The organism is Pseudomonas sp. NPDC087639, assembly GCF_044743385.1.
Classification (GTDB): domain Bacteria; phylum Pseudomonadota; class Gammaproteobacteria; order Pseudomonadales; family Pseudomonadaceae; genus Aquipseudomonas.
This window is the reverse complement of record NZ_JBIUWI010000074.1, coordinates 3,089-24,990: the sequence shown is the minus strand read 5'-3', so window position 1 is coordinate 24,990 and position 21,902 is coordinate 3,089. Positions and strand designations below refer to the sequence as shown.

Here is a 21,902-nt window from a genome sequence, read left to right as displayed (position 1 = left end):
GTATTAACCACAAGACTGCTTCAGTAGACGTCCGCGAGCGCGTGGCCTTTACCCCTGAGCAACTGGTTGAGGCCTTGCAGCAGCTCTGCCGAATGACCGACAGCCGCGAAGCTGCGATCCTCTCCACCTGCAATCGCAGTGAGCTTTATATAGAACAGGATCAGCTTTCTGCGGATATCGTGCTGCGCTGGCTGGCCGATTATCACCATTTAAGCCTCGATGAGCTGCGCGCGAGTGCTTATGTGCATGAAGATGATGCGGCAGTTCGTCACATGATGCGCGTCGCCTCCGGGCTCGACTCGCTAGTATTGGGCGAACCACAGATTCTCGGCCAGATGAAGTCGGCCTACGCCGTGGCCCGCGAGGCCGGCACCATCGGGCCGCTGCTGGGGCGGCTGTTTCAGGCAACCTTCAATGCCGCCAAGCAGGTGCGTACCGACACCGCCATCGGTGAAAACCCGGTGTCCGTGGCGTTTGCCGCGGTCAGCCTGGCGAAACAGATTTTCAGTGATTTGCAACGCAGCCAGGCCTTGCTGATCGGCGCCGGCGAGACCATCACCCTGGTCGCCCGCCATCTGCACGAGCTGGGGGTCAAACGCATCGTTGTCGCCAACCGTACGCTTGAGCGTGCCAGCCTGTTGGCCGAGCAGTTCGGCGCCCACGCGGTGTTGCTCTCGGACATCCCGGCCGAACTGGTGCGCAGCGACATCGTCATCAGTTCGACGGCCAGTCAGTTGCCGATTCTCGGCAAGGGCGCCGTCGAGAGCGCACTGAAGCTGCGCAAGCACAAACCGATCTTCATGGTCGACATCGCTGTTCCCCGGGATATCGAACCGGAAGTCGGCGAGTTGGACGACGTTTACCTGTATAGCGTCGACGATCTCCACGAAGTGGTCGCCGAAAACCTCAAGAGCCGCCAAGGCGCTGCGCAAGCGGCCGAAGAGATGGTCTCGGTCGGTGCCGACGATTTCATGGTGCGCCTGCGTGAGCTGGCGGCGGTCGATGTGCTCAAGGCCTATCGTCAACAGAGCGAACGCTTGCGCGACGAAGAGCTGCAAAAAGCCCTGCGTCTGCTGGCCAACGGCGGCAACGCTGAAGATGTGCTCGGGCAATTGGCCCGTGGCCTGACCAATAAACTGTTGCATGCGCCCAGCGTGCAACTGAAAAAGCTTTCTGCCGAAGGCCGCCTCGATGCGCTGGCCATGGCCCAGGAACTCTTTGCCCTCGAGGGCTCACCGGATAGCTTTTCGGATAAAAAACCGCAATGAAAGCGTCACTGCTCAATAAACTGGACATCCTCCAGGACCGTTTCGAGGAACTGACCGCGTTGCTCGGCGACGGCGAAGTCATTTCCGATCAGGCCAAGTTCCGCGCTTATTCCAAGGAATACGCCGAACTCGAGCCGATCGTACACGCCTATAAAAAGCTGCTCAGCGTACAAAGCGATCTTGAAGGCGCGCAGGCGCTGCTCAAGGACAGCGACCCGGACATGCGTGAAATGGCCGTGGAAGAAGTCCGTGAAGCCAAAGAATTGCTGATCACGCTGGAAGGCGATCTGCAGCGCATGTTGCTGCCCAAGGACCCCAACGACGGGCGCAACGTGTTTCTCGAAATCCGCGCCGGCACCGGTGGCGACGAGGCGGCGATTTTCTCCGGCGACCTGTTCCGCATGTACTCGCGTTACGCCGAACGCCGTGGCTGGCGTGTGGAGATCCTTTCGGAAAACGAAGGCGAACACGGCGGCTATAAAGAAGTCATCGCTCGCATTGAAGGCGACAACGTTTACGGCAAGCTGAAATTCGAATCCGGCGCGCACCGCGTACAGCGTGTACCCGCCACCGAATCCCAGGGACGTATCCACACCTCGGCCTGCACCGTAGCGGTGTTGCCGGAGCCGGACGAGCGGGAAGCCATTGAGATCAACCCGGCGGATTTGCGCGTCGACACTTACCGTTCCTCCGGGGCCGGTGGTCAGCACGTCAACACGACCGACTCGGCGATTCGCATCACGCACATACCGACCGGCACCGTCGTCGAGTGCCAGGAAGAGCGTTCCCAGCACAAGAACCGTGCGCGGGCGATGGCGTGGCTGTCGGCCAAGCTCAACGATCAGCAAACCGCCGCGGCGGCCAATGCCATCGCCAGCGAGCGTAAATTGCTGGTCGGCTCCGGTGACCGTTCCGAGCGGATTCGCACCTACAACTTTGCCCAGGGCCGGGTCACTGACCATCGCGTCAACCTGACCCTGTACTCTCTTGATGACGTTCTCGCCGGTGGCGTTGACGCGGTGATCGAGCCTTTGCTGGCTGAATACCAGGCTGACCAACTCGCTGCGATAGGTGAATAAATGACCATCATTGCCAGCCTGTTGCGCGCCGCCGAACTGCCGGACTCACCTACCGCACGTCTCGATGCCGAATTGCTCCTCGCGGCCGCGCTGGGCAAGTCGCGTAGCTTCCTGCACACCTGGCCCGAGCGCATCGTGCCGACGGAAGCCGCGCTGACCTTTGCCGAATACCTGCAACGCCGTCGTGGCGGCGAGCCGGTGGCCTACATTCTCGGCCAGCAAGGATTCTGGAAACTCGATCTGGAAGTCGCACCGCACACGCTGATTCCCCGGCCGGACACGGAACTGCTGGTGGAAGCGGCGCTGGAATTGCTGCCAGCGACCCCGGCCAAAGTGCTCGACCTCGGCACCGGCAGCGGCGCGATTGCCCTGGCTCTGGCCAGTGAGCGTCCGGCATGGCAAGTCACCGCCGTGGATCGCGTGCTGGAAGCGGTGGCATTGGCCGAGCGCAATCGCCAGCGTCTGCATTTGAACAACGCCACGGTGCTGAGCAGTCACTGGTTCAGCGCTCTGGAAGGTCAGCGTTTTGATCTGATCATCAGCAACCCGCCGTACATTGCCGCCGCCGATCCACACCTGGTCGAAGGCGATGTGCGCTTCGAACCGGCGAGTGCGCTGGTGGCCGGTGAGGATGGGCTCGACGATCTGCGCCTGATCGTTGCCCAGGCCCCGGATCATCTGCAGGCCGGCGGCTGGGTGATGCTCGAACACGGCTATGATCAAGCCGAAGCCGTGCGCGATCTGTTGAACACTCGCGGTTTCGAAGAAGTCCACAGCCGCACCGATCTGGGCGGCCATCAACGCATCAGTCTGGGACGCCTGCCGTGCTGAATGATCAGGAGTTGCTGCGCTACAGCCGGCAGATTCTGCTGCAACACATCGATATCGATGGTCAACTGAAGCTCAAGGACAGTCGCGTCCTGATCGTCGGCCTCGGTGGTCTTGGCGCACCGGTTGCGCTGTATCTGGCGGCAGCCGGTGTCGGCGAACTGCATCTGGCGGACTTCGATACAGTCGATCTGACCAACCTGCAACGCCAGATCATTCACGACACCGACAGCGTCGGCATGAGCAAGGTCGACTCGGCGCTAAAGCGCTTGAGTGCGATCAATCCCGAGATTCAACTGGTGCCGCATCGTCAGGCGCTCGACGAGGACTCTCTCGCCGCTGCCGTTGCGGCGGTGGATCTGGTACTCGACTGTTCGGATAATTTTTCCACGCGCGAAGCGGTCAACGCTGCGTGCGTGGCTGCGACCAAACCCTTGGTCAGCGGCGCCGCCATTCGTCTTGAAGGGCAACTGTCGGTATTCGACCCGCGTCGCGCCGAGAGCCCTTGCTATCACTGTTTGTACGGGCATGGCAGCGAAGCCGAACTGACCTGCAGCGAGGCTGGTGTGGTCGGGCCGTTGGTGGGGTTGGTCGGCAGCCTTCAGGCGCTTGAAGCGTTGAAAGTGTTGGTCGGCTTCGGTGAGCCGCTGGTGGGCCGCTTGCTGTTGATCGATGCCTTGGGTTCGCGTTTCCGCGAGTTGCGGGTCAAGCGTGATCCTGGTTGCAGCGTCTGTGGCGCGCGCCATGCGTGAGGCGCCGGTCGGCGTGTTCGATTCCGGTGTCGGCGGTTTGTCGGTGCTGGCAGAAATCCAGCGCTTGTTGCCCAATGAATCGCTGCTGTACTTCGCCGATTGCGGGCACATTCCGTACGGCGAGAAAACCCCGGAGTTCATCCGCCAGCGTTGCAGCGTGATGGCCGGGTTTTTTCGCGAGCAGGGCGCCAAGGCTTTGGTGGTCGCCTGCAATACCGCGACAGTGGCGGCGGCTGCCGATCTGCGCGGTGATTTTCCCGACTGGCCGATCGTTGGCATGGAGCCGGCGGTGAAACCGGCGGCCGCGGCAACACGCAGCGGCGTAGTCGGTGTACTTGCCACCACGGGCACCTTGCAGAGTGCCAAGTTCGCCGCTTTACTCGACCGCTTTGCCACCGATGTGCGGGTGATTACTCAGCCGTGCCCGGGCCTGGTCGAATTGATTGAAAGCGGTGATCTGCACAGCGCCGAGTTGCGCCAGTTGCTGCAAAGCTATGTCGATCCGCTGCTGGCCAACGGTTGCGATACGATTATTCTTGGTTGCACGCACTATCCCTTCCTCAAGCCGATGCTCAAGTCGATGATCCCCGAGACCATCAGCCTGATCGATACCGGCGCCGCCGTGGCGCGGCAACTTCAACGACTTTTGGCCGAGCGTGATCTGCTCGCCGAAGGACCGAACCGATCGGTCAGATTCTGGACCAGCGGTGATCCTCAGCACTTCAAAAACATCCTGCCGTTGTTGGGGCAAACTGCCGGCGACGTGCAAAACTTCAGTTTGTAAAAAAAATGTGAAATAACCGGAAGATCGGCTGAACTTCTGTTTGAGCGCTAGCTTCTATAGCGATGAGTTATCTAGAAAACCAAACGATCGTTCCGGAAAAGGAAGTTTCAAAGTGAAGCGACTATTCTGCCTGGCCGCGATTGCGGCCGCGTTGATGGGGCAAAGTATTACTGCACAAGCTGCCGGCGTTGAATTCGCCGTCGGTGCTACCAGCGATTCGACCATGACTTATCGCCTGGGGATGAATTTCGACTGGGACAAGAGCTGGCTGCAGAGCGACGTTGGTCGCCTTACCGGTTACTGGAGCGGTGCTTACACCTACTGGGAAGGTGACAAGACCTCCAGCAACAACAGCCTGTCGTTCTCGCCGGTATTTGTTTACGAGTTTTCCGGCCAGTCGGTCAAGCCCTATATCGAGGCGGGGATCGGTGTGGCGGCGTTCTCCAATACCCAATACGAATCGAACAATCTCGGCGGCTCCTTCCAGTTCGAAGACCGTCTCGGGTTTGGTCTGCGCTTCAATGGCGGGCATGAAGTGGGGATTCGCGCGACGCACTATTCCAACGCCGGTCTTGCCAGTGACAACGACGGTGTAGAAAGTTACTCGCTGCATTACACGTTGCCGTTGTAAGCAAAATCAAAAGATCGCAGCCTGCGGCAGCTCCTACAGGGAAAAACACAATCCCATGCAGGCGCTGCCGCAGGCTGCGATCTTTTCGCTTTTAATCAGCGGTACACCGTGGCGATACCTTGGCGCTCTTCGATGCACTCGGGTGAGCCCATCTCGAACTCGCGACAAATCAGCGGACGCTTCTCGTAAATCGTGCACATCATCGTGTCGCGATCCAGCGCCGCACACCAGCCGTCGTCCAGACGCAGCATCACTTCGCCGCCCCATTCATCGGTATCGATAAAACGATCAGGCACGCCCGTGTCGGTGATCAGCATCACTTCGAGCTGGCAGCAGCAGGCTGCGCAAGTCGAACAGGTGACCGCCGGTTCGGTGATTTGCTGGTGAGGAATGGTTTTCATGGCCGGCAGTGTAAGGCAGAGCTTGCCGAGTGTGTGAAAGCTCTGACGGACGCTCAGTGACTCAAGCGTCGGGCCATGGAGTGCAGCAGCGGAAACAGCAGCGCCCAGAGCAGGCCGATGCCGATCAGTGTCGGTAACTCGCCGTAGGGGAATTGCACCCCGGCCAGGCGCCCGCCACCGTAGTAAGACATTGCACCGCCGACCGCGCCGAGCGCGCAGGCCAGCCACCATGGCCTGGCAGTCCACTCAAGGCAATGACGCAAGGTCGTGGCGAGCAAGGCCCACAGCAACATCAGCCACAGCGGAATCAACGGCGACTGATCCTGAAACTCGAACACGCCGAGGGCGCGCAAGACGCTGTCCACCGCCGTGCCGACGATCACCACACTGAGCATCAAACGGCCTTCAGCCGCCCAACTGCTGATCCAGCGCAGATGAATCACCAGCACCGCCAACGCCAGCAGCAACCACAGGCTGTTGCCGCCGAGCACACAGACCAGCCAACCGAGCTGGAACAGCACGGCATTGGCGATCCGCTCAAGCATCGAAGCGGCCGAGCAGCGGCGCAGGCATGGCGGCCGGTTTGGCCAGCAACAACTGCGCGGTGCCGATGGTGCGTTCGAGGAATCCGCCCTCGCAATAGCACAGGTAAAACTCCCACAGTCTGAGGAAGTAATCGTCGTAGCCCAACTCGCTCAAGCGACTGTGGGCGCGGCGAAAGTTCTCGTGCCACAGGCGCAGGGTTTTGGCGTAGTGCAGGCCGAAGTCCTCCATGTGCAGCAGGTTCATGTCGGTTTCGCGACTGACCACCTCGAGCATCTTCTGCACAGACGGCAAGGCGCCGCCAGGGAAGATGTAGCGCTGGATAAAGTCGACCCCGCGTTTGGCCTGCTCGTAGCGCTGTTCGCGAATGGTGATTGCTTGAATCAGCATCAGGCCGTTGCTCTTGAGCAGGTGCGCGCATTGTTTGAAATAGGTGGGCAGGAAGCGATGGCCGACCGCTTCGATCATCTCGATCGATACCAGTTTGTCGTACTCGCCGGTGAGGTCGCGGTAGTCCTTGAGCAACAAGGTGACTTGATCCTGCAGGCCCAGCTTTTCGATGCGCTGAGCGGTAAAGGCGTACTGCTCTTTCGACAACGTGGTGGTGGTTACCCGGCAGCCATAGTTCTGCGCCGCGTAGAGCGCCATGCTGCCCCAGCCTGTGCCGATTTCCAGCAGGTGGTCCTCGGGCTTGAGCGCGAGCTTCTGGCAGATGCGCTCCAGTTTGTTCAGTTGCGCCTGTTCCAGACTGTCTTCGGGAGTGAGGAACTGCGCCGCCGAGTACATCATGGTCGGGTCGAGAAACTGTTCGAACAGATCGTTGCCCAGATCGTAGTGGGCGGCGATGTTCTTCTGCGAGCCTTTGCGCGTATTGCGATTGAGCCAGTGCAAGCCCTGCACCAACGGTCGCCCGAGGCGGGCCAGACCGCCCTCCATCGCATCGAGTACTTCAAGGTTGCTGACGAACACCCGCACCACCGCAGTCAGGTCGGGCGAACTCCAGTAACCGTGGATAAACGCTTCGCCAGCGCCAATCGAACCATTGCTGGCGACCATTCCCCAGACCGCCTTATCCTGGACATGAATTTCCCCAAGCAATGTGCTGCCAGGGGTGCCGAACAGCAGACGTTCGCCATCCTCGATGACCACCAGTTGCCCGTGTTTGAGCTGACCCAGCAGGCGCAAAACGCCACGGCGCAGGAGCGAGCCGGTCACGCCATTGGTGCTGAACAGATTGGCTTTGGCCGAGACGCTAGAGGATTTCATGGCGGCGCTCCTTGGGAAGCACGGTGGCGGTTTGAAAGCTGCCGTCAGCAGCCTCGTGAGTGAAGATCGGTGCACGCTTGAGCAACAGGCGCAGTGCCTGCCAGTAAATCGCCAGAGCTGTTTTTGCCGTCATCCATGGAAAACGCCGCAAATAGCGATGCAAGTTTGGCCGGTCGAGTGTTTCGCGTTTCAGGCTGAGGGTGGCGTCGAACAATTTGTGTTCGCCCTGCCAGTCCGCCATGTGCACGCCGAGGCTTTGCGCGGCGGGGCTGAAACTCATGCGGTATTCCAGATCGCGCGGCAGAAAAGGCGAAACGTGAAAGGCTTTGGCCACGGCAAAATGTTGATGGAAGTCGTGCAGGTTCACCCGGGGGCTGGCGGGCAGTACGTAGTGATAACGCTCGCGCCACGGGGTGTTGGTGACTTCGCAGAGAATGGCCGCAAGTTGCCCGTCAGGTTCATGGCAATAAAAAAAACTCACCGGGTTGAACGAAAGGCCCCAACTGCGAGGCTGGGTCAGCAGGCAGATCGAACCCTGTGGCTCATACCCGATAGCCTCAGCGACCCGCTGGCGCACAGCATCGATAAGGCGAACGCCCCGACCGGTGAAGGTTTTCAGGTAGTCCGTCTCGCGGAAGGAGAACGGCGCAAATCGACTGCGTCCCGCCAGTGGCGATAAACCCAGCACCGCGTCCTGCTCGGCCAGATCCAGATACAGCAGACCAATCCGGTAACGAAACTCATGCCGGCGCGGCGCAAAACGTCGGTGGCCGATCCAGCCGCTGTACAGGGCGCTGTTCATAAGGTTTCTCCGAACGCGGCGGCCACGCGCAAGCCGCTGACCACACCGTCCTCATGGAAACCGTTGGCCCAGTAGGCACCGCAGTAATGGGTGTTCTGCACGCCGTCCAGTTCGGCCCAGCGGTTCTGCGCGGCTACCGCTGTGAGGCTGAACTGCGGGTGGGCGTAGGTGTATTTGGCGAGCACCTTGAACGGACTGATGCCGGCACTCTGGTTGAGGCTGACGCAGAACGTGGTGTCGCTCTCAATCCCTTGCAGGATGTTCATGTCGTAAGTGACGGCCGCGTGGGTATGGCCGGCACCGCTCAAGCGATAATTCCAGCTGGCCCAAGCGAGTTTGCGTGTCGGCAGTAGACGCGTATCGGTGTGCAGCACGACTTCGTTGTCGGCGTAGGGCATGGCGCCGAGAATCGCCCGTTCGGCGTCGCTCGGGGTCGCCAGCAGTTGCAAGGCCTGATCACTGTGGCAGGCGAACACCACTTTGTCGAAATGCTCGATGCCCGCCGGGCTGTGGATAACCACGCCGTGTTCGTCGCGATCGACTCGGCTCACCGGGCAGTTCAGGCGGATCCTGTCCTTGAACGATTCGGTCAGCGGCGCGATGTAGGCACTGGAACCCCCGTCGATCACCCGCCATTGCGGGCGGTCACTGACTGACAGCAGGCCATGATTCTTGAAGAACCGCACAAAGAACTGCAGCGGAAAATTGAGCATCTCGGCCATCGGCATCGACCAGATTGCCGCGCCCATCGGCACGATGTAGTGCAGGATGAAGCGCTCGCCATAACCGCCGGCCTTGAGGTAATCATCCAGGGTCATGTCGGCCGCGATGCGCTGTTCGGCAAGGTCGCGCTGGGCTTCTTTGTTAAAGCGCAGGATGTCGCGCAGCATGCCCCAAAACCCCGGCGACAACAGATTGCGCCGCTGGGCGAACAGGCTGTTGAGGTTGTTGCCGTTGTATTCCAGACCGCTATCCGGATCGGTCACCGAAAAGCTCATTTCAGTAGGGCTGGACGTCACCCCGAGCTGATCGAGCAAGCGGATGAAGTTGGGGTAGGTCCAGTCGTTGAACACGATGAAACCGGTGTCGACCGCGTACTGACGTTCGTCGACCGTCACCTGCACCGTGTGCGTGTGACCGCCGACCCAGTCGCCGGCCTCGAACACGGTGACGTCATGGCGACGATAGAGCAGGTAGGCGCAGGTCAGCCCCGCGATCCCGCTGCCGACGATAGCGATCTTCATACTGGATCACGCAGCGGCGGTGATTTGCGCACCATGCGTTTGCCGATTGCCAGTTGCAGGCGGGCAGGCAGTTTCGACAAGGGCCACAGCGCCGCCATGAACAGCGCCGGGAAAGCGATCTCCAGTGGTCGATCCTTGAGCTTGGCGAAGATGTGCCGCGCGGCTTTATCCACAGGCCAACTGAGCGGCATCGGAAAATCGTTCTTCGCGGTCAGCGGAGTTTCGACGAAACCCGGACTGACCACGGTGACTTCAATGCCCTCATCCGCCAGATCAATGCGCAACGATTCGAACAGATAACGCAGCCCTGCTTTGGACGCGCCGTAGGCTTCGGCCCTTGGCAGCGGCATGTAAGTCACGGAACTCGCCACCCCGACCAGATGCGGCGCGGTGCCTTTGCGCAGCAAGGGCAGGGCGGCTTCGATGCAGTAAGCGCTGGCGAGCAGATTGGTGCGCACCACGTGCTCGACAATGGAGGCGTCGAACTGCCGGGCGTCGACATATTCACAGGTGCCGGCATTGAGGATCACCGTGTCCAGTGAGCCCCAGGCCTCGTTAATCTGTTCGCCGATTTCCCGGACCGTCTGGCTGTTGGTCAGGTCTCCGGGCACCACCAGCACTTGTCCCGGATAGCGTTGTGACAAGACCTTGAGTGGGGCGACCTGGCGTGAGCTGACCGCCAGATGCGCACCGCTTTTCAGAATGTCCTCAGCCAGTGCCGCGCCGATGCCACTGCTGGCACCGGTCAGCCAATAACGCCGTGGAGGTGTACGACTCATCCCATTCTCCTTTTCAGCCAGGCGATCACCCGGCCCAATACTGGCAAGTGTTCATAGAGCAACGCCCCGGCATCGAAATAATCCCGATGGCGATAAACCTTGTCGCGCCAAAGCAGGTGCGAGCAACCGCTGACCCGGATCACCCGGCCCCCGGCCAGGCGTGGATGGCGATAACTCATGACCCAGCGCAGGTAGCCTTCACCGTCGCGGATCTGGTCGAAACCGTGGAAGTCGAAACGCAGCTCGCTGACGTTGGCGTACAGCTCACTGAAGTAATCACGCAATTGCGCCAACCCCTGTACTTCGTGCAGCGGGTCGGTGAACTGGACGTCGTCGCTGTACAGCTCGCCCAAACGGTGCAGGTTGTCTGAATTCAATTCGGCAAACTGGCGGGCGAAGCGGCGCAGGAATTCACTCATGATCGCCTCCGGCCGGTTGGCGCGAGGGCAGATTTTTGAACGCGGTCAGCGCCCGCTCCCGCGAGGCACTCAGATTGACGATTGGCGTTGGGTAATCCGCCACACCGAACAAGCCGCCGGCACTGGCCGGGTTATGCACAGCTTTTTTGTCGAGGCCGGCCAGTTCCGGCAGCCAGTGCTTGATGAACAAGCCTTCGCTGTCGAATTTTTCCGACTGGCTCAGTGGATTGAAAATGCGGAAATACGGCGCCGAATCGGTGCCCGTCGACGAGCTCCATTGCCAGCCGCCGTTGTTCGCGGCCAGATCCCCATCAATCAAATGCCGCATGAAAAAGCGCTCGCCTTCGCGCCAGTCGATCAGCAGGTTCTTGGTCAGGAACATTGCGACCACCATGCGCAGGCGATTGTGCATCCAGCCGGTTTCGAGCAATTGGCGCATGGCGGCATCGATGATCGGCAGGCCGGTACGCGCCTCTTGCCATGCGGCGAGGTCATCCGGCGCGTTGCGCCAGGCCAGTGCTTCGGTTTCCGGACGGAACGCGCGGTGGCGCGAGACCCGTGGATAACCCACCAGAATGTGTTTGTAGAACTCGCGCCACAGCAACTCGTTGATCCAGGTGACGGCGCCGACTTTGCCGCTTTCGAACTCGCCCTGATTGCTTTGCAGGGCGGCGTGCAGACATTGGCGCGGCGAGATCACACCGGCGGCCAGGTACGCCGACAGCTGACTGGTGCCGGGCTTGGCCGGGAAGTCGCGCTCGCTTTTGTAGTAATCGATTTGGGCGTCGGCGAAGGTATCGAGACGGCGACGGGCCTCTTGTTCGCCGGCAGGCCACAGGTCACGCAGTGACTCGCTTGGTGTGGCGAAGCCTTTGACGGACGCAGGAATCGGATCACTGTCGATGTTCAAAGGCGACTGTTTGCCGGGGACTGTTACCAGCGCCGGCATCGCGCGATGCAGGCGCTCGTAACAGACCTTGCGAAACTGGCTGAATACCTGAAAGTAGGTTCCGGTCTTGGTCAGCACGGTGCCGGGCTTGAACAGCAATTGATCGAGGTAACTGCGAAAATCGATACCTTCGGCCTGCAATGCCTCGGCCACGGCTGCATCACGGCGGCTTTCGTGGATGCCATATTCCTCGTTGACGTGCACCGCTTCGATGTCCAATTGCCGACAGAGTTTGAGCAGCTCCGCCGGCGCCTGATCCCAGTGCGCCGCCGTGCGAATCAACAACGGAATGTTCAGGGCACCGAGACTTTTACTCAGCTCATTCAGATTGCGCAGCCAGAAGTCGACCTTGCACGGCGCGTCGTCATGTTCTTGCCACTGCTGCGGGCTCAACAGATACACCGCGACCGTCGGACCGCGCGCTGCGGCCGCCGCGAGGGCAGTGTTGTCGTGTTGGCGCAAGTCGCTGCGCAGCCAGATCAATTGCATGTCGGTATTCGCCGCGCTCATTAAATCAGCCCATGCTGAACGAGGGTCTGGTGCGCCGAAAGCGCATCTTCAGCCAGGTACAAATCAGCAGTTTCTGAGGTTTTTACGGACAACTCGGCGTGGTGGATGCATACCGTTGGTCCGACAATCATTTTCGTGCAACTCACGCCAGCCAACAGTTTCGGCAACTGCGCAAGCTGCATGGCTTTGCTGGAATACAGCAGTACGCCACGGGCTTGCAGATGTTCGACCGTCAGTGCCAGCTCCCCGGCCGGTAACGGCCAGTCAAACACTTGCACAGGGCAATTGGCGCTGCTGATCAGCCACGCGCATAGCCACAGATGAGGTTCCAGTGGCAGGTCGGAATGGTTGATCAGCAACAGGGGCGCAGCGTGCAGTTGATGATTGTTATGGTAGATGCGTGCGCCGAATTTGCTGCGTAGCCACGAATAAAAGAACACGCGTTCCATCTGCGCGCCGAACTGGCCCTGCCAGCGCTGTTCCAGTTCTTCCAGCAGCGGCATCAGCAATTGCTCGCACAATGTGCGCGGCGGGTAGAGCGCCATCGCTTGATTGACGCTGTCGTCGACGGTGCGTTCATCGAGTTGCGTAACGGCTGCCAGCAGGGTCTGGCGCAACCGTTGCCAGTCGTTTTCCACCGGTTCGCTGAATGCCTGCGGCGTGTCGAGCAGCGGCTTGACCTGGCTGACCGCGACGCCGCGGTTGAGCCAGGTGAGGATGGTCAGAATGCGTTGTACGTGCTCGGCCGAATACAGCCGATGGCCCTTCGGTGTGCGTTGCGGGATGACGAGTCCATAACGACGCTCCCACGCACGCAGCGTGATCGCATTGACGCCGGTCTGGCGCGCCACTTCGCGGATCGGCAGCCAGCCTTCGTCGAGGGCTTTCTTGAAGTCGGCGCCGAGGTCTTCCTGGGCGCTTGAATCGGGTTTTTCATTCATTAGATAGCGTTTCGCAGGCTGAGATTTTCCGGATGCGGTTGCAGGTAAACCTGTTGCGCAATGTACGGATCCGGATGTTGGCGAAAGTGATGTTTGAGCAGTGTCAGCGGTACCACCAGCGGTACGATGCCGTGGCGGTACTGGCCGATCACGTGCTGCATTTCCTGTTTGTCTTCGGCGCTGATCGCCTGCTTCAGATAACCACTGATGTGCTGCAAGACGTTGCTATGGGTGCGCCGGGTCGCGCACTTTTTCAACGCAGCCATCAGCTCGCTGAAATAGCGTGGCCCCAGTTCCGCAGGGTCGCTGTGGCCCATGTTGCCGAGCATGTTGCCCAGCGTTTTGTATTGCACCGGGTTATGGGCCATCAGCAGGTATTTGTAGCGCGAGTGAAATTCGGTGAGGGCGCGACGGCTCAAACCCTGGGTCAGTACTTGCTGCCAGGCGCTGTAGGCGAGGACGCGGGTGATGAAGTTTTCCCGTAGCACCGGGTCGTTCAAGCGTCCGGCTTCTTCCACCGGCAAGTCCGGGTGCTGCGCGCAGAAGGCCTGGGCGTAGATACCGCGACCGCCGCCGTTCACCGGAGCGCCGTTGGCGTGATAGACCTTGACCCGTTCCAGCCCGCAGGACGGCGATTGCTGCATGAAGATATAGCCGCAGAGGTCACCGAGTTCGGCGGCCATTTTCTCGCCGTACTCAGCCAGTGGCGCGGTAACGTTTATCGTCGGGTTGACGGTGCCGATGGCTTCGGGGCTTTCAGGGTTGCCTACCAGACGGATCGGCTCGCGGGGAATGCCCAAACCGATGGCGACTTCCGGGCATACCGGGACGAACTCGAAGTGTTCAGCGAGTGTGCGGCTGCACAGTCGCGATTCCTTGTGTCCGCCGTTGTAGCGCACCTCGGCGCCCAGCAGGCAGGCGCTGATGGCTATCTTGGGTTTGAGCTGGGAAGCTTCGGACATAAGCACCTCGAATCTATACCTGTACAGAGAGTTATCTCTGTACAACATTTCTTTCAGCATAGATTCATGGGTGTACAAGTCAAATCATTTGTATAAGTTTTTGCAGGGGAGGTGATTCCGTGTGGGAGCAGGTTTCACTTCCAGCCTTGCATCCACTCGGAATTATTTTTCAGGATTTGCCACTCGAATCGCTCACTGCGCTGCGTGAGCACTGCTTGCAACTCAACCTCGAGCACCGTGCCTTCCTCATCGCGGATCAGCTCGGTGACCAGAAAATGTTTTTCACGGTTTTGCGGGTAGGCTGCTGTCCATTTCGACAGCAGCAGTTTTTGCGGATTGATGCGATTCATTGCAGGTGTTCGTGCAGACGTCGCGCGGCTTCCTGGCCACTGAGCCAGGCGCCTTCGACGCGCCCGGACAGGCACCAGTCGCCACAGGCGTACAAACCCAGATCGGCATCGGCCAGGGTGCCCCATTCGTGGCCTGTTGCCGGGCGGGCATAGAGCCAGCGGTGAGCGAGGCTGAAGGTCGGGGCGGGCATGGCGCTGTGCAGCAACTCGGCAAAGGCGCCGTGCAGTTGCTCGATCACGGCTTCCTTGGGCAGATCGATGTGCTGCCGGCTCCAAGCGCTGGTGGCATGCAGCACCCAAGTGTCGAGGGTGTTGTCGCGTCCGGGTTTGCTGCGGTTGCGCGCCAGCCAGTCGAGGGCGCTGTCTTGCACGAAGCAGCCTTCGATGGGCGTATCCAGCGGTGTGTCGAAGGCGAGGGCAACGGCCCAGGTCGGTTCCATTTTCACCCCGGCAGCGGCACCGGCAAGTTTCGGCGCAGCGGCGAGCAGTGCCGTGGCCTGAGGCGCTGGCGTGGCAATCACCACATGGCTGAAAGGGCCGTGGGTGAAGCCTTCGGCGTCTTGCAGATGCCAGTGTTCTTCGCCACGAAAGACCTCGGTGATCCGGCAGGCGAAGTGGACTTCCATGCCGTCGAGCAAGCCGCGGGTGATCGCGCTCATGCGCGGCGCGCCGACCCAGCGGGTCTGCTCGTCCGGCGACAGATTCAGTTGTCCACCCTGGAAGGTATAGAGCTGCGGCGTCCACTCGGCGACCCAGCCCTGACTTTGCCAGCGCTGAACCTCGGTGACGAAACGGCGGTCGCGCGCAGTGAAATATTGCGCGCCCATGTCCAGCGAACCGGCGTCGCTGCGTTTGCTCGACATGCGTCCACCGCTGCCGCGACTTTTATCGAACAATTGAACGGTGTGCCCGGTCTCTGTCAGAGCCTGGGCTGCCGAGAGTCCGGCGATGCCGGTGCCGATGATTGCGATAGGTACAGTCATAGGGGCCTCGTTTACCTTTCTGTACAGACTACGCCGTTGATGAAACCTGTACAATTTTGTTTTTTGGTATAACTTCTAGCGTTCTCGTTCTGACAGCTTGGCCTATGGTTAAACAATAGAGCCTGCCCGTTCGAAAAGATCCCTGCTTTTAAAAATAGACTAGGGATCCGGGTAAAACGCCACGCGAGGAAGATGTCATGCACATATTGCTGACCGGCGGTACTGGTTTGATAGGACGGCAGCTCTGCCAGCATTGGGCGGAACAGGGCCATCGCCTGACGGTGTGGAGTCGACGCCCCGAAAAAGTCGCGAAAATCTGTGGTGCGCAGGTGCGTGGCATTGCGCGCCTGGAAGACCTCGGCGATGAACCCGTAGACGCTATCGTCAATCTTGCGGGCGCGCCGATCGCCGACCGCCTGTGGACGCATCGCCGCAAGGCGTTGCTGTGGAGCAGCCGGATCAAGCTCACGGAAACCCTTTTGGCGTGGCTCGAAACCCGAGCGCAGCAGCCGTCGTTGTTGATCTCGGGATCGGCCATCGGCTGGTACGGCGACGGTGGTGAACGCGAGTTGACCGAAGACTCGCCGCCAGTGATCGACGATTTTGCCAGCCAGTTGTGCATCGCCTGGGAGGAAACCGCCCTGCGCGCAGAGTCGCTGGGCATCCGCGTGGTGCTGGTGCGAACCGGTCTGGTGCTGTCGGCCGAGGGCGGCTTTTTGTCGCGCTTGCTGCTGCCGTTCAAGCTCGGGCTGGGCGGGCCTTTGGGCAATGGTCGGCAGTGGATGCCGTGGGTTCATATCGACGATCAAATCGCCCTGATTGATTTTCTTCTGCACCGCGATCAGGCGAGCGGTCCTTATAATGCGTGCGCGCCGAAACCTGTGCGCAATCGTGAATTTGCCAAGACGCTGGGCAGCGTGTTGCACCGCCCGGCGTTCATGCCGATGCCCGCCCTTGCACTGAAGGTGGGGCTCGGCGAGATGTCTTTGTTGTTGCTGGGCGGCCAACGGGCCACGCCGGCACGCTTGCTGGAAGCGGGTTTCACTTTCCAGTTCACGGATTTACGCGCGGCTCTGGACGATCTCTCCAGCCGCCTCTGAAATAGGACGTTGCATGACCGATCACGCCTTGCTTCTGGTCAACCTGGGCTCCCCGGCCTCCACCTCGGTGGCCGATGTGCGCAGTTACCTCAATCAATTTCTGATGGACCCGTACGTGATCGACCTGCCGTGGCCGGTGCGGCGTTTGCTGGTTTCGCTGATTCTGATCAAGCGGCCCGAGCAGTCGGCGCACGCCTATGCCTCTATCTGGTGGGACGAAGGTTCGCCGCTGGTGGTACTCAGCCGTCGTCTGCAAGAGCAGATGAAAGCGCAGTGGAAACACGGCCCGGTCGATCTGGCGATGCGCTACGGCGAGCCTTCGATTGAAACGTGCCTGACAAGGCTGGTAGCAGCGGGACACAAGCGCATCACGCTGGCGCCGCTTTATCCACAGTTCGCCGACAGCACCACCACCACGGTGATCGAAGAGGCGAAGCGCGTGATCCGCGCGAAGAAGCTCAATGTGCAGATTTCGGTGCTGCAGCCGTTCTACGATCAGCCGGAATACCTCGACGCCTTGGTGGCCAGTGCCAAGCCGCATTTGCAGCAGGATTACGATCACTTGCTGCTGAGCTTCCATGGCCTGCCGGAACGGCACCTGACCAAGCTCGACCCGACCGGCAATCACTGTTTCAAAAATGAAGACTGCTGCAAGAATGCGTCGCCTGCGGTATTGGCAACCTGTTATCGCGCGCAATGTTTGCGCACGGCGGCCCTGTTCGCTGAGCGTATGGGGTTACCGGAGGGCAAATGGTCTGTCTCTTTTCAGTCGCGATTGGGCCGGGCGAAGTGGATCGAGCCCTACACCGAAGCGCGGCTGGATGAGCTGGCGAAAAGCGGCGTGAAGAAGATTCTGGTGATGTGCCCGGCGTTTGTCGCCGACTGCATCGAGACACTGGAAGAGATCGGTGATCGCGGCAAGGAGCAGTTCCGCGAGGCGGGGGGAGAGGAGTTGGTGCTGGTGCCGTGCCTGAATGATGACCCGCAATGGGCGAAGGCGTTGGCGACCTTGTGCGAGCGAGCGCCGTTGGCCCTGTAAAGCCAAAAGCTTCGTCGGAACGCCGCCCGGAGCAAGCTCGCTCCCACATTTGATCTTCGGTGCGCTGAAGACCCCCTGTGGGAGCGAGCCTGCTAGCGAAAGCTATCTGTCAGGCAATAAACATCTTGAAGCCTTAGATCAGCGGCTCATCCGCCTTCTTGTTCTTCCAGCCGTCATTGCCCGGCAGAATCAGGTTCAGCGCGATCGCCACCACCGCGCACAGCGCGATGCCTTTGAGACCGAAGTCATCCGGGCCAGTGCCGGTGCCGACCAGCACACCACCAATCCCGAACACCAGCGTCACCGAAACGATCACCAGATTGCGTGCTTCGCCCAGATCGATCTTGTGACGGATCAGGGTGTTCATCCCCACTGCCGCGATCGAGCCGAACAGCAGGCACAGAATCCCGCCCATCACCGGCACCGGAATGCTTTGCAGCAGCGCACCGAACTTGCCGACGAACGCCAGGCTGATGGCAAAGATCGCCGCCCAGGTCATGATTTTCGGGTTGTAGTTCTTGGTCAGCATCACGGCGCCAGTCACTTCGGCGTAAGTGGTGTTTGGCGGGCCGCCGAACAGGCCGGCAGCGGTGGTGGCAATGCCGTCACCGAGCAGGGTGCGATGCAGGCCCGGCTTCTTCAGATAGTCGCGACCGGTAACGCTACCCACCGCAATCACACCGCCGATGTGTTCAATGGCCGGAGCCAATGCCACCGGCACGATGAACAGAATCGCCTGCCAGTTGAATTCCGGTGCGGTGAAGTGCGGGATCGCAAACCATGGCGCTGCGGCAATCTTCGCGGTATCGACCACGCCGAAATAGAAGGCCATGCCAAAGCCGACCAGCACGCCGGAAATGATCGGCACCAGACGGAAGATGCCTTTACCGAACACCGCCACGATCAACGTGGTCAGCAGCGCCGGCATCGAGATCATCATCGCGGTCTGGTAGTGGATCAGTTCGGAACCGTCACCCGCCTTGCCCATTGCCATGTTCGCGGCAATCGGCGCCATGGCCAGGCCGATGGAAATGATCACCGGACCAATCACCACCGGCGGCAGCAGGCGGTCGATGAAGCCTGTGCCTTTGATCTTCACCGCAAGGCCCAGGAAGGTGTAGACGAAACCAGCCGCCATCACGCCGCCCATGGTCGCGGCGAGGCCAAACTGGCCCTTGGCGAGAATGATAGGGGTGATGAAAGCGAAGCTCGACGCGAGGAACACCGGGACCTGACGGCCGGTGACGATCTGGAACAGAATCGTCCCAAGACCTGCGGTAAACAGTGCCACGTTCGGGTCCAGGCCGGTGATCAGCGGCATCAGCACCAGAGCGCCGAAAGCCACGAACAGCATCTGGGCGCCGGACAGCACCGTGCGCCAGAGCGGATCGTTGAACTCTTGCTGCATGGTCACGCGTCCTTCTGCTTGGTGCCGAAGATCTTGTCACCGGCATCGCCCAGCCCTGGGATGATGTAACCGTGTTCGTTCAAGCGTTCATCAATGGAAGCGGTGTAGATGGTCACGTCCGGGTGAGCCTTTTCTACTGCGGCAATGCCTTCCGGCGCGGCAACCAGCACCATGGCGCGGATATCTCTGCAGCCAGCCTTCTTCAGCAGGTCGATGGTCGCAACCATGGAGCTGCCGGTAGCGAGCATCGGGTCGATGATCATGGCCAGGCGTTCGTTGATTTCCGGAACCAGTTTTTCCAGATAAGTGTGGGCTTGCAGGGTTTCTTCGTTGCGGGCAACACCCACAGCGCTGACCTTGGCACCCGGGATAAGGCTCAGCACGCCTTCGAGCATGCCGATGCCGGCGCGCAGGATCGGCACGACGGTGATCTTCTTGCCGGCGATTTTCTCGACCGACACGGTGCCGCACCAACCTGCAATATCGTAGGATTCGAGCGGCAAATCTTTTGTAGCTTCATAGGTCAACAGTGCGCCGACTTCCTGAGCGAGCTCGCGGAAATTCTTGGTGCTGATGTCAGCGCGGCGCATCAGGCCGAGTTTATGACGGATCAGCGGATGGCGGATCTCGAGGATGGGCATGGGAAAGGCTCCGGCGGCGGGCAAAAAAACCGGCCTAGATTAATCTATCCGAGGGTGATGTCCTATAGGACATTGAGTACGTTAGTCCATAAAGGCTTGATTCGGCCGTGCGAGATGCGTACCTTTGCCCGCTTTTCGCAGCCATACCCCCCACCCACAACCCCCCCGGAGAGCGCCATGTCCGCTGATCTCGAGCATATCCGTCAAATCATGCGAGAGGCTGACTGCCTGTACACCGAGTCTGAAGTCGAGGCGGCCATCGCCCGCGTCGGTGCACAAATCAACGAGCAACTGGCTGACAGCAACCCGGTGGTGTTCTGCGTGATGAACGGCGGCCTGATCTTCTCCGGCAAACTGCTGACCCATCTGCAATTCCCGCTGGAAGCGTCCTACCTGCACGCCACCCGTTATCGCAATGAAACCAGCGGCGGCGACCTGTTCTGGAAAGCCAAGCCAGAAGTCTCGTTCATCGACCGCGACGTACTGATCATCGACGACATCCTCGACGAAGGTCACACCCTGGGCGCGATCATCGACTTCTGCAAACACGCCGGCGCGCGCAAAGTGCACACTGCCGTGCTGATCGACAAGGATCACGACCGCAAGGCACGTCCTGACCTGAAAGCCGATTTCGTCGGTCTGCCGTGCATTGACCGTTATATCTTCGGTTACGGCATGGACTACAAAGGCTACTGGCGCAACGCCAACGGGATCTTTGCCGTTAAAGGCATGTAAGAACCCTGCACTATCCCCTGTGGGAGCGAGCCTGCTCGCGAAGGCGTCGTGTCAGTAGCATCATTGAAAACTGACACATCGCTTTCGCGAGCAGGCTCGCTCCCACAGTTGTTTTGTGTGTGCTGATCCATCCGTGATACCCGTGCTAGAGTGCTCGACCACGCCCCGGAGCCCGTCATGAGCCTTCTGATCCGCAGCTTTGCCGCCCTGTTGCTGACCCTCAGCCTGCCTCTGTCCGCCGCGCCGATGCACAGTCAATTCCTGCCGCCGGATGACCTGACCCTTCGCGATGCCGAGCCGGAACAGCAGCAACTGCTGCAAGTCACCGACTATTCGGTGGTCGTCGGTGCGCAACGCCAATCCAATCAGCAGCCAATTCCGGTTACTTCGTCGCTGATGATCCGTCTCAAGGGCAAGTCCCTGAACAAGGGCGCAACGATTACTCAGGTGCTGGTCAGTTTCGATGGTGAAAGCAAAAGCCTGAAAAAACCGCTTTACGACGAAAAAAGCAAAACCCTGAACCTGTTTTACCCGCTCGCCCAATACCGCGTGGTGATGGATCTGCTGCGTAACGACACCGTCTATGTGCAGTTCCTCAGTTACGCCAACGGCCATATCTGGGCCGATTTGCACACCGGCAGCGTGCGCGCGCGTTGAGCCCGGCGGCGGGGCAGGGGTAAACTGCCCGCCCGTGAAATGTCTGCGAGCTGGAGTCGGCAATGCGTAAAGATAAGAAACAAGTGATTGGTGACGAGATCGGCGATGAGCAGATCAAGCTGTTCCTCGATTTTGAACCGGTCGACGCCACCTCGCCGTCGCTGCACAAACTGATCAAGGCTTATCGTGGCCTGCGTATCGATGACTTCGAACGGTTTCTGACGTTCTTCGTTGCCGCCGGTTATGACGTGGATGGCAAGGATGAGCAGGGCCAGACGTTTGTTGATGTGATTCGTGACCAGCGTAACGCGCCGGAATACATCGAGTTGATCGACAAAGCCCGCGGCTAAGGTCAAAAGATCGCAGCCTGCGATCTTTTGCATTTCAGCAGAGCAAAAAAACGCCCCGCACTCACTGAGTACGGGGCGTTTTTTATGCCGCTAGATCAAGCGTAGCTTGGGGTCTCGCTGCTTTCTTCAACCAGTTCCAGTGCGATGTTGTTCTGCGTGTTGATCTTGCGATACAGCGCAGCATCGGTTTCCAGTACTTTTTCACGGGCCGGGAAGATTTCGGCCAGTTTGCCAGCCCACTCAGCCTTGGCCTTGCCCGGGAAGCACTTCTCGATCAGTTCCAGCATGATCGAAACGGTTACCGAGGCACCTGGGGATGCGCCGAGCAGAGCAGCGAGGGAACCGTCCTTCGCAGCCACCAGTTCGGTACCGAATTGCAGGATGCCGCCCTTTTTCGGGTCTTTCTTGATGATCTGCACCCGTTGGCCGGCCACTTCCAGGCGCCAGTCTTCGGCTTTCGCTTCAGGGTAGAAACGGCGCA

Annotated in this window: 26 protein-coding genes; 11 read left to right on the top strand and 15 right to left on the bottom strand. The window is 60.0% G+C overall.

Annotated features, from left to right (window positions below):
- Nucleotides 1–2: 2 nt before the first annotated feature.
- The 6 genes from hemA (at nucleotide 3) to ACIOVB_RS23530 (ending at nucleotide 5,342) form a co-directional block, all read left to right on the top strand.
- Nucleotides 3–1,268: a glutamyl-tRNA reductase gene (gene hemA / locus ACIOVB_RS23555; protein ID WP_401271814.1), complete on the top strand. Its 1,266-nt coding sequence runs from the start codon at nucleotides 3–5 to the stop codon at nucleotides 1,266–1,268.
- Nucleotides 1,265–2,347 (top strand): peptide chain release factor 1, encoded by a 1,083-nt coding sequence (prfA, locus tag ACIOVB_RS23550; RefSeq protein WP_401271813.1) that lies wholly within the window; start codon nucleotides 1,265–1,267, stop codon nucleotides 2,345–2,347. The genes hemA and prfA overlap by 4 nt, the downstream gene beginning before the upstream one ends.
- A complete protein-coding gene (gene prmC, locus ACIOVB_RS23545; protein WP_187678052.1) occupies nucleotides 2,348–3,178 on the top strand; it encodes a peptide chain release factor N(5)-glutamine methyltransferase in 831 nt (276 codons plus the stop codon).
- Nucleotides 3,172–3,927: a molybdopterin-synthase adenylyltransferase MoeB gene (locus tag ACIOVB_RS23540; protein WP_401271812.1), complete on the top strand. Its 756-nt coding sequence runs from the start codon at nucleotides 3,172–3,174 to the stop codon at nucleotides 3,925–3,927. The genes prmC and ACIOVB_RS23540 overlap by 7 nt, the downstream gene beginning before the upstream one ends.
- Nucleotides 3,920–4,711: a glutamate racemase gene (gene murI / locus ACIOVB_RS23535; RefSeq protein ID WP_401271811.1), complete on the top strand. Its 792-nt coding sequence runs from the start codon at nucleotides 3,920–3,922 to the stop codon at nucleotides 4,709–4,711. Before ACIOVB_RS23540 ends, murI begins: the two co-directional genes overlap by 8 nt.
- A 112-nt stretch (nucleotides 4,712–4,823) precedes the next feature.
- A complete protein-coding gene (locus ACIOVB_RS23530; protein ID WP_401271810.1) occupies nucleotides 4,824–5,342 on the top strand; it encodes an acyloxyacyl hydrolase in 519 nt (172 codons plus the stop codon).
- A 95-nt stretch (nucleotides 5,343–5,437) separates the two neighbouring features.
- On the opposite strand, the gene ACIOVB_RS23525 is transcribed toward ACIOVB_RS23530, so the two are convergent.
- The 12 genes from ACIOVB_RS23525 to ACIOVB_RS23470 all read right to left on the bottom strand — a co-directional run bounded on the left by ACIOVB_RS23525 (nucleotide 5,438) and on the right by ACIOVB_RS23470 (nucleotide 15,491).
- Complete coding sequence (locus ACIOVB_RS23525) at nucleotides 5,438–5,743, bottom strand: YkgJ family cysteine cluster protein (protein WP_095190613.1); 306 nt, start codon at nucleotides 5,741–5,743, stop codon at nucleotides 5,438–5,440.
- 53 nt (nucleotides 5,744–5,796) lie between these two features.
- Nucleotides 5,797–6,288 (bottom strand): DUF2878 domain-containing protein, encoded by a 492-nt coding sequence (locus ACIOVB_RS23520; protein ID WP_401271809.1) that lies wholly within the window; start codon nucleotides 6,286–6,288, stop codon nucleotides 5,797–5,799.
- Entirely contained in the window at nucleotides 6,281–7,552 is a 1,272-nt protein-coding gene (locus ACIOVB_RS23515) for a cyclopropane-fatty-acyl-phospholipid synthase family protein (protein WP_187678046.1), read from the bottom strand. Before ACIOVB_RS23515 ends, ACIOVB_RS23520 begins: the two co-directional genes overlap by 8 nt.
- The gene (locus ACIOVB_RS23510) at nucleotides 7,539–8,354 is read right to left on the bottom strand and encodes a DUF1365 domain-containing protein (protein WP_401271808.1); all 816 of its coding nucleotides are present in this window, start codon (nucleotides 8,352–8,354) and stop codon (nucleotides 7,539–7,541) included. Before ACIOVB_RS23510 ends, ACIOVB_RS23515 begins: the two co-directional genes overlap by 14 nt.
- On the bottom strand, nucleotides 8,351–9,598 hold the full coding sequence (locus ACIOVB_RS23505) for an NAD(P)/FAD-dependent oxidoreductase (RefSeq protein ID WP_401271807.1): 1,248 nt from the start codon (nucleotides 9,596–9,598) through the stop codon (nucleotides 8,351–8,353). Before ACIOVB_RS23505 ends, ACIOVB_RS23510 begins: the two co-directional genes overlap by 4 nt.
- Nucleotides 9,595–10,377, bottom strand: coding sequence for an SDR family oxidoreductase (locus ACIOVB_RS23500; RefSeq protein WP_187678043.1), 783 nt, complete (start codon nucleotides 10,375–10,377; stop codon nucleotides 9,595–9,597). Before ACIOVB_RS23500 ends, ACIOVB_RS23505 begins: the two co-directional genes overlap by 4 nt.
- Complete coding sequence (locus ACIOVB_RS23495; protein ID WP_401271806.1) at nucleotides 10,374–10,796, bottom strand: nuclear transport factor 2 family protein; 423 nt, start codon at nucleotides 10,794–10,796, stop codon at nucleotides 10,374–10,376. The genes ACIOVB_RS23500 and ACIOVB_RS23495 overlap by 4 nt, the downstream gene beginning before the upstream one ends.
- The gene (gene phrB / locus ACIOVB_RS23490; RefSeq protein ID WP_401271805.1) at nucleotides 10,789–12,234 is read right to left on the bottom strand and encodes a deoxyribodipyrimidine photo-lyase; all 1,446 of its coding nucleotides are present in this window, start codon (nucleotides 12,232–12,234) and stop codon (nucleotides 10,789–10,791) included. The genes ACIOVB_RS23495 and phrB overlap by 8 nt, the downstream gene beginning before the upstream one ends.
- Nucleotides 12,235–12,254: 20 nt before the next feature.
- Nucleotides 12,255–13,196 carry a MerR family transcriptional regulator gene (locus ACIOVB_RS23485; protein WP_401271804.1) on the bottom strand — a complete coding sequence of 314 codons (942 nt, stop codon included), beginning with the start codon at nucleotides 13,194–13,196 and terminating at the stop codon, nucleotides 12,255–12,257.
- Entirely contained in the window at nucleotides 13,196–14,158 is a 963-nt protein-coding gene (locus ACIOVB_RS23480) for a YbgA family protein (RefSeq protein ID WP_401271803.1), read from the bottom strand. Before ACIOVB_RS23480 ends, ACIOVB_RS23485 begins: the two co-directional genes overlap by 1 nt.
- Before the next feature lie 134 nt (nucleotides 14,159–14,292).
- On the bottom strand, nucleotides 14,293–14,508 hold the full coding sequence (locus ACIOVB_RS23475; RefSeq protein ID WP_401271802.1) for a TIGR02450 family Trp-rich protein: 216 nt from the start codon (nucleotides 14,506–14,508) through the stop codon (nucleotides 14,293–14,295).
- Nucleotides 14,505–15,491: an NAD(P)/FAD-dependent oxidoreductase gene (locus ACIOVB_RS23470; protein ID WP_305439758.1), complete on the bottom strand. Its 987-nt coding sequence runs from the start codon at nucleotides 15,489–15,491 to the stop codon at nucleotides 14,505–14,507. The genes ACIOVB_RS23475 and ACIOVB_RS23470 overlap by 4 nt, the downstream gene beginning before the upstream one ends.
- Nucleotides 15,492–15,688: 197 nt before the next feature.
- Between ACIOVB_RS23470 and ACIOVB_RS23465 the strand changes: the two genes are divergently transcribed.
- Both ACIOVB_RS23465 and hemH read left to right on the top strand, forming a co-directional pair.
- The gene (locus tag ACIOVB_RS23465) at nucleotides 15,689–16,591 is read left to right on the top strand and encodes a TIGR01777 family oxidoreductase (protein WP_187678037.1); all 903 of its coding nucleotides are present in this window, start codon (nucleotides 15,689–15,691) and stop codon (nucleotides 16,589–16,591) included.
- A 13-nt stretch (nucleotides 16,592–16,604) separates the two neighbouring features.
- Complete coding sequence (gene hemH, locus ACIOVB_RS23460; RefSeq protein ID WP_401271801.1) at nucleotides 16,605–17,630, top strand: ferrochelatase; 1,026 nt, start codon at nucleotides 16,605–16,607, stop codon at nucleotides 17,628–17,630.
- A 133-nt stretch (nucleotides 17,631–17,763) separates the two neighbouring features.
- On the opposite strand, the gene ACIOVB_RS23455 is transcribed toward hemH, so the two are convergent.
- Both ACIOVB_RS23455 and upp read right to left on the bottom strand, forming a co-directional pair.
- Entirely contained in the window at nucleotides 17,764–19,038 is a 1,275-nt protein-coding gene (locus ACIOVB_RS23455; RefSeq protein ID WP_095190599.1) for a uracil-xanthine permease family protein, read from the bottom strand.
- Between the two features lie 2 nt (nucleotides 19,039–19,040).
- Nucleotides 19,041–19,679, bottom strand: coding sequence for a uracil phosphoribosyltransferase (gene upp / locus ACIOVB_RS23450; RefSeq protein WP_305439755.1), 639 nt, complete (start codon nucleotides 19,677–19,679; stop codon nucleotides 19,041–19,043).
- 177 nt (nucleotides 19,680–19,856) lie between these two features.
- Here upp and ACIOVB_RS23445 point away from each other — a divergent pair, with 177 nt between their 5' ends.
- From ACIOVB_RS23445 to ACIOVB_RS23435, 3 genes are all read left to right on the top strand, one after another.
- Entirely contained in the window at nucleotides 19,857–20,414 is a 558-nt protein-coding gene (locus ACIOVB_RS23445; protein ID WP_016987197.1) for a hypoxanthine-guanine phosphoribosyltransferase, read from the top strand.
- A gap of 177 nt (nucleotides 20,415–20,591) precedes the next feature.
- A complete protein-coding gene (locus ACIOVB_RS23440) occupies nucleotides 20,592–21,071 on the top strand; it encodes a hypothetical protein (RefSeq protein WP_401271800.1) in 480 nt (159 codons plus the stop codon).
- A 62-nt stretch (nucleotides 21,072–21,133) separates the two neighbouring features.
- Nucleotides 21,134–21,421: a PA4642 family protein gene (locus tag ACIOVB_RS23435; RefSeq protein WP_401271799.1), complete on the top strand. Its 288-nt coding sequence runs from the start codon at nucleotides 21,134–21,136 to the stop codon at nucleotides 21,419–21,421.
- 95 nt (nucleotides 21,422–21,516) lie between these two features.
- Here the strand turns inward: ACIOVB_RS23435 and ACIOVB_RS23430 are convergent.
- Nucleotides 21,517–21,902: malate:quinone oxidoreductase (locus ACIOVB_RS23430; protein WP_401271798.1), on the bottom strand; the 386-nt coding region annotated here is incomplete at its 5' end.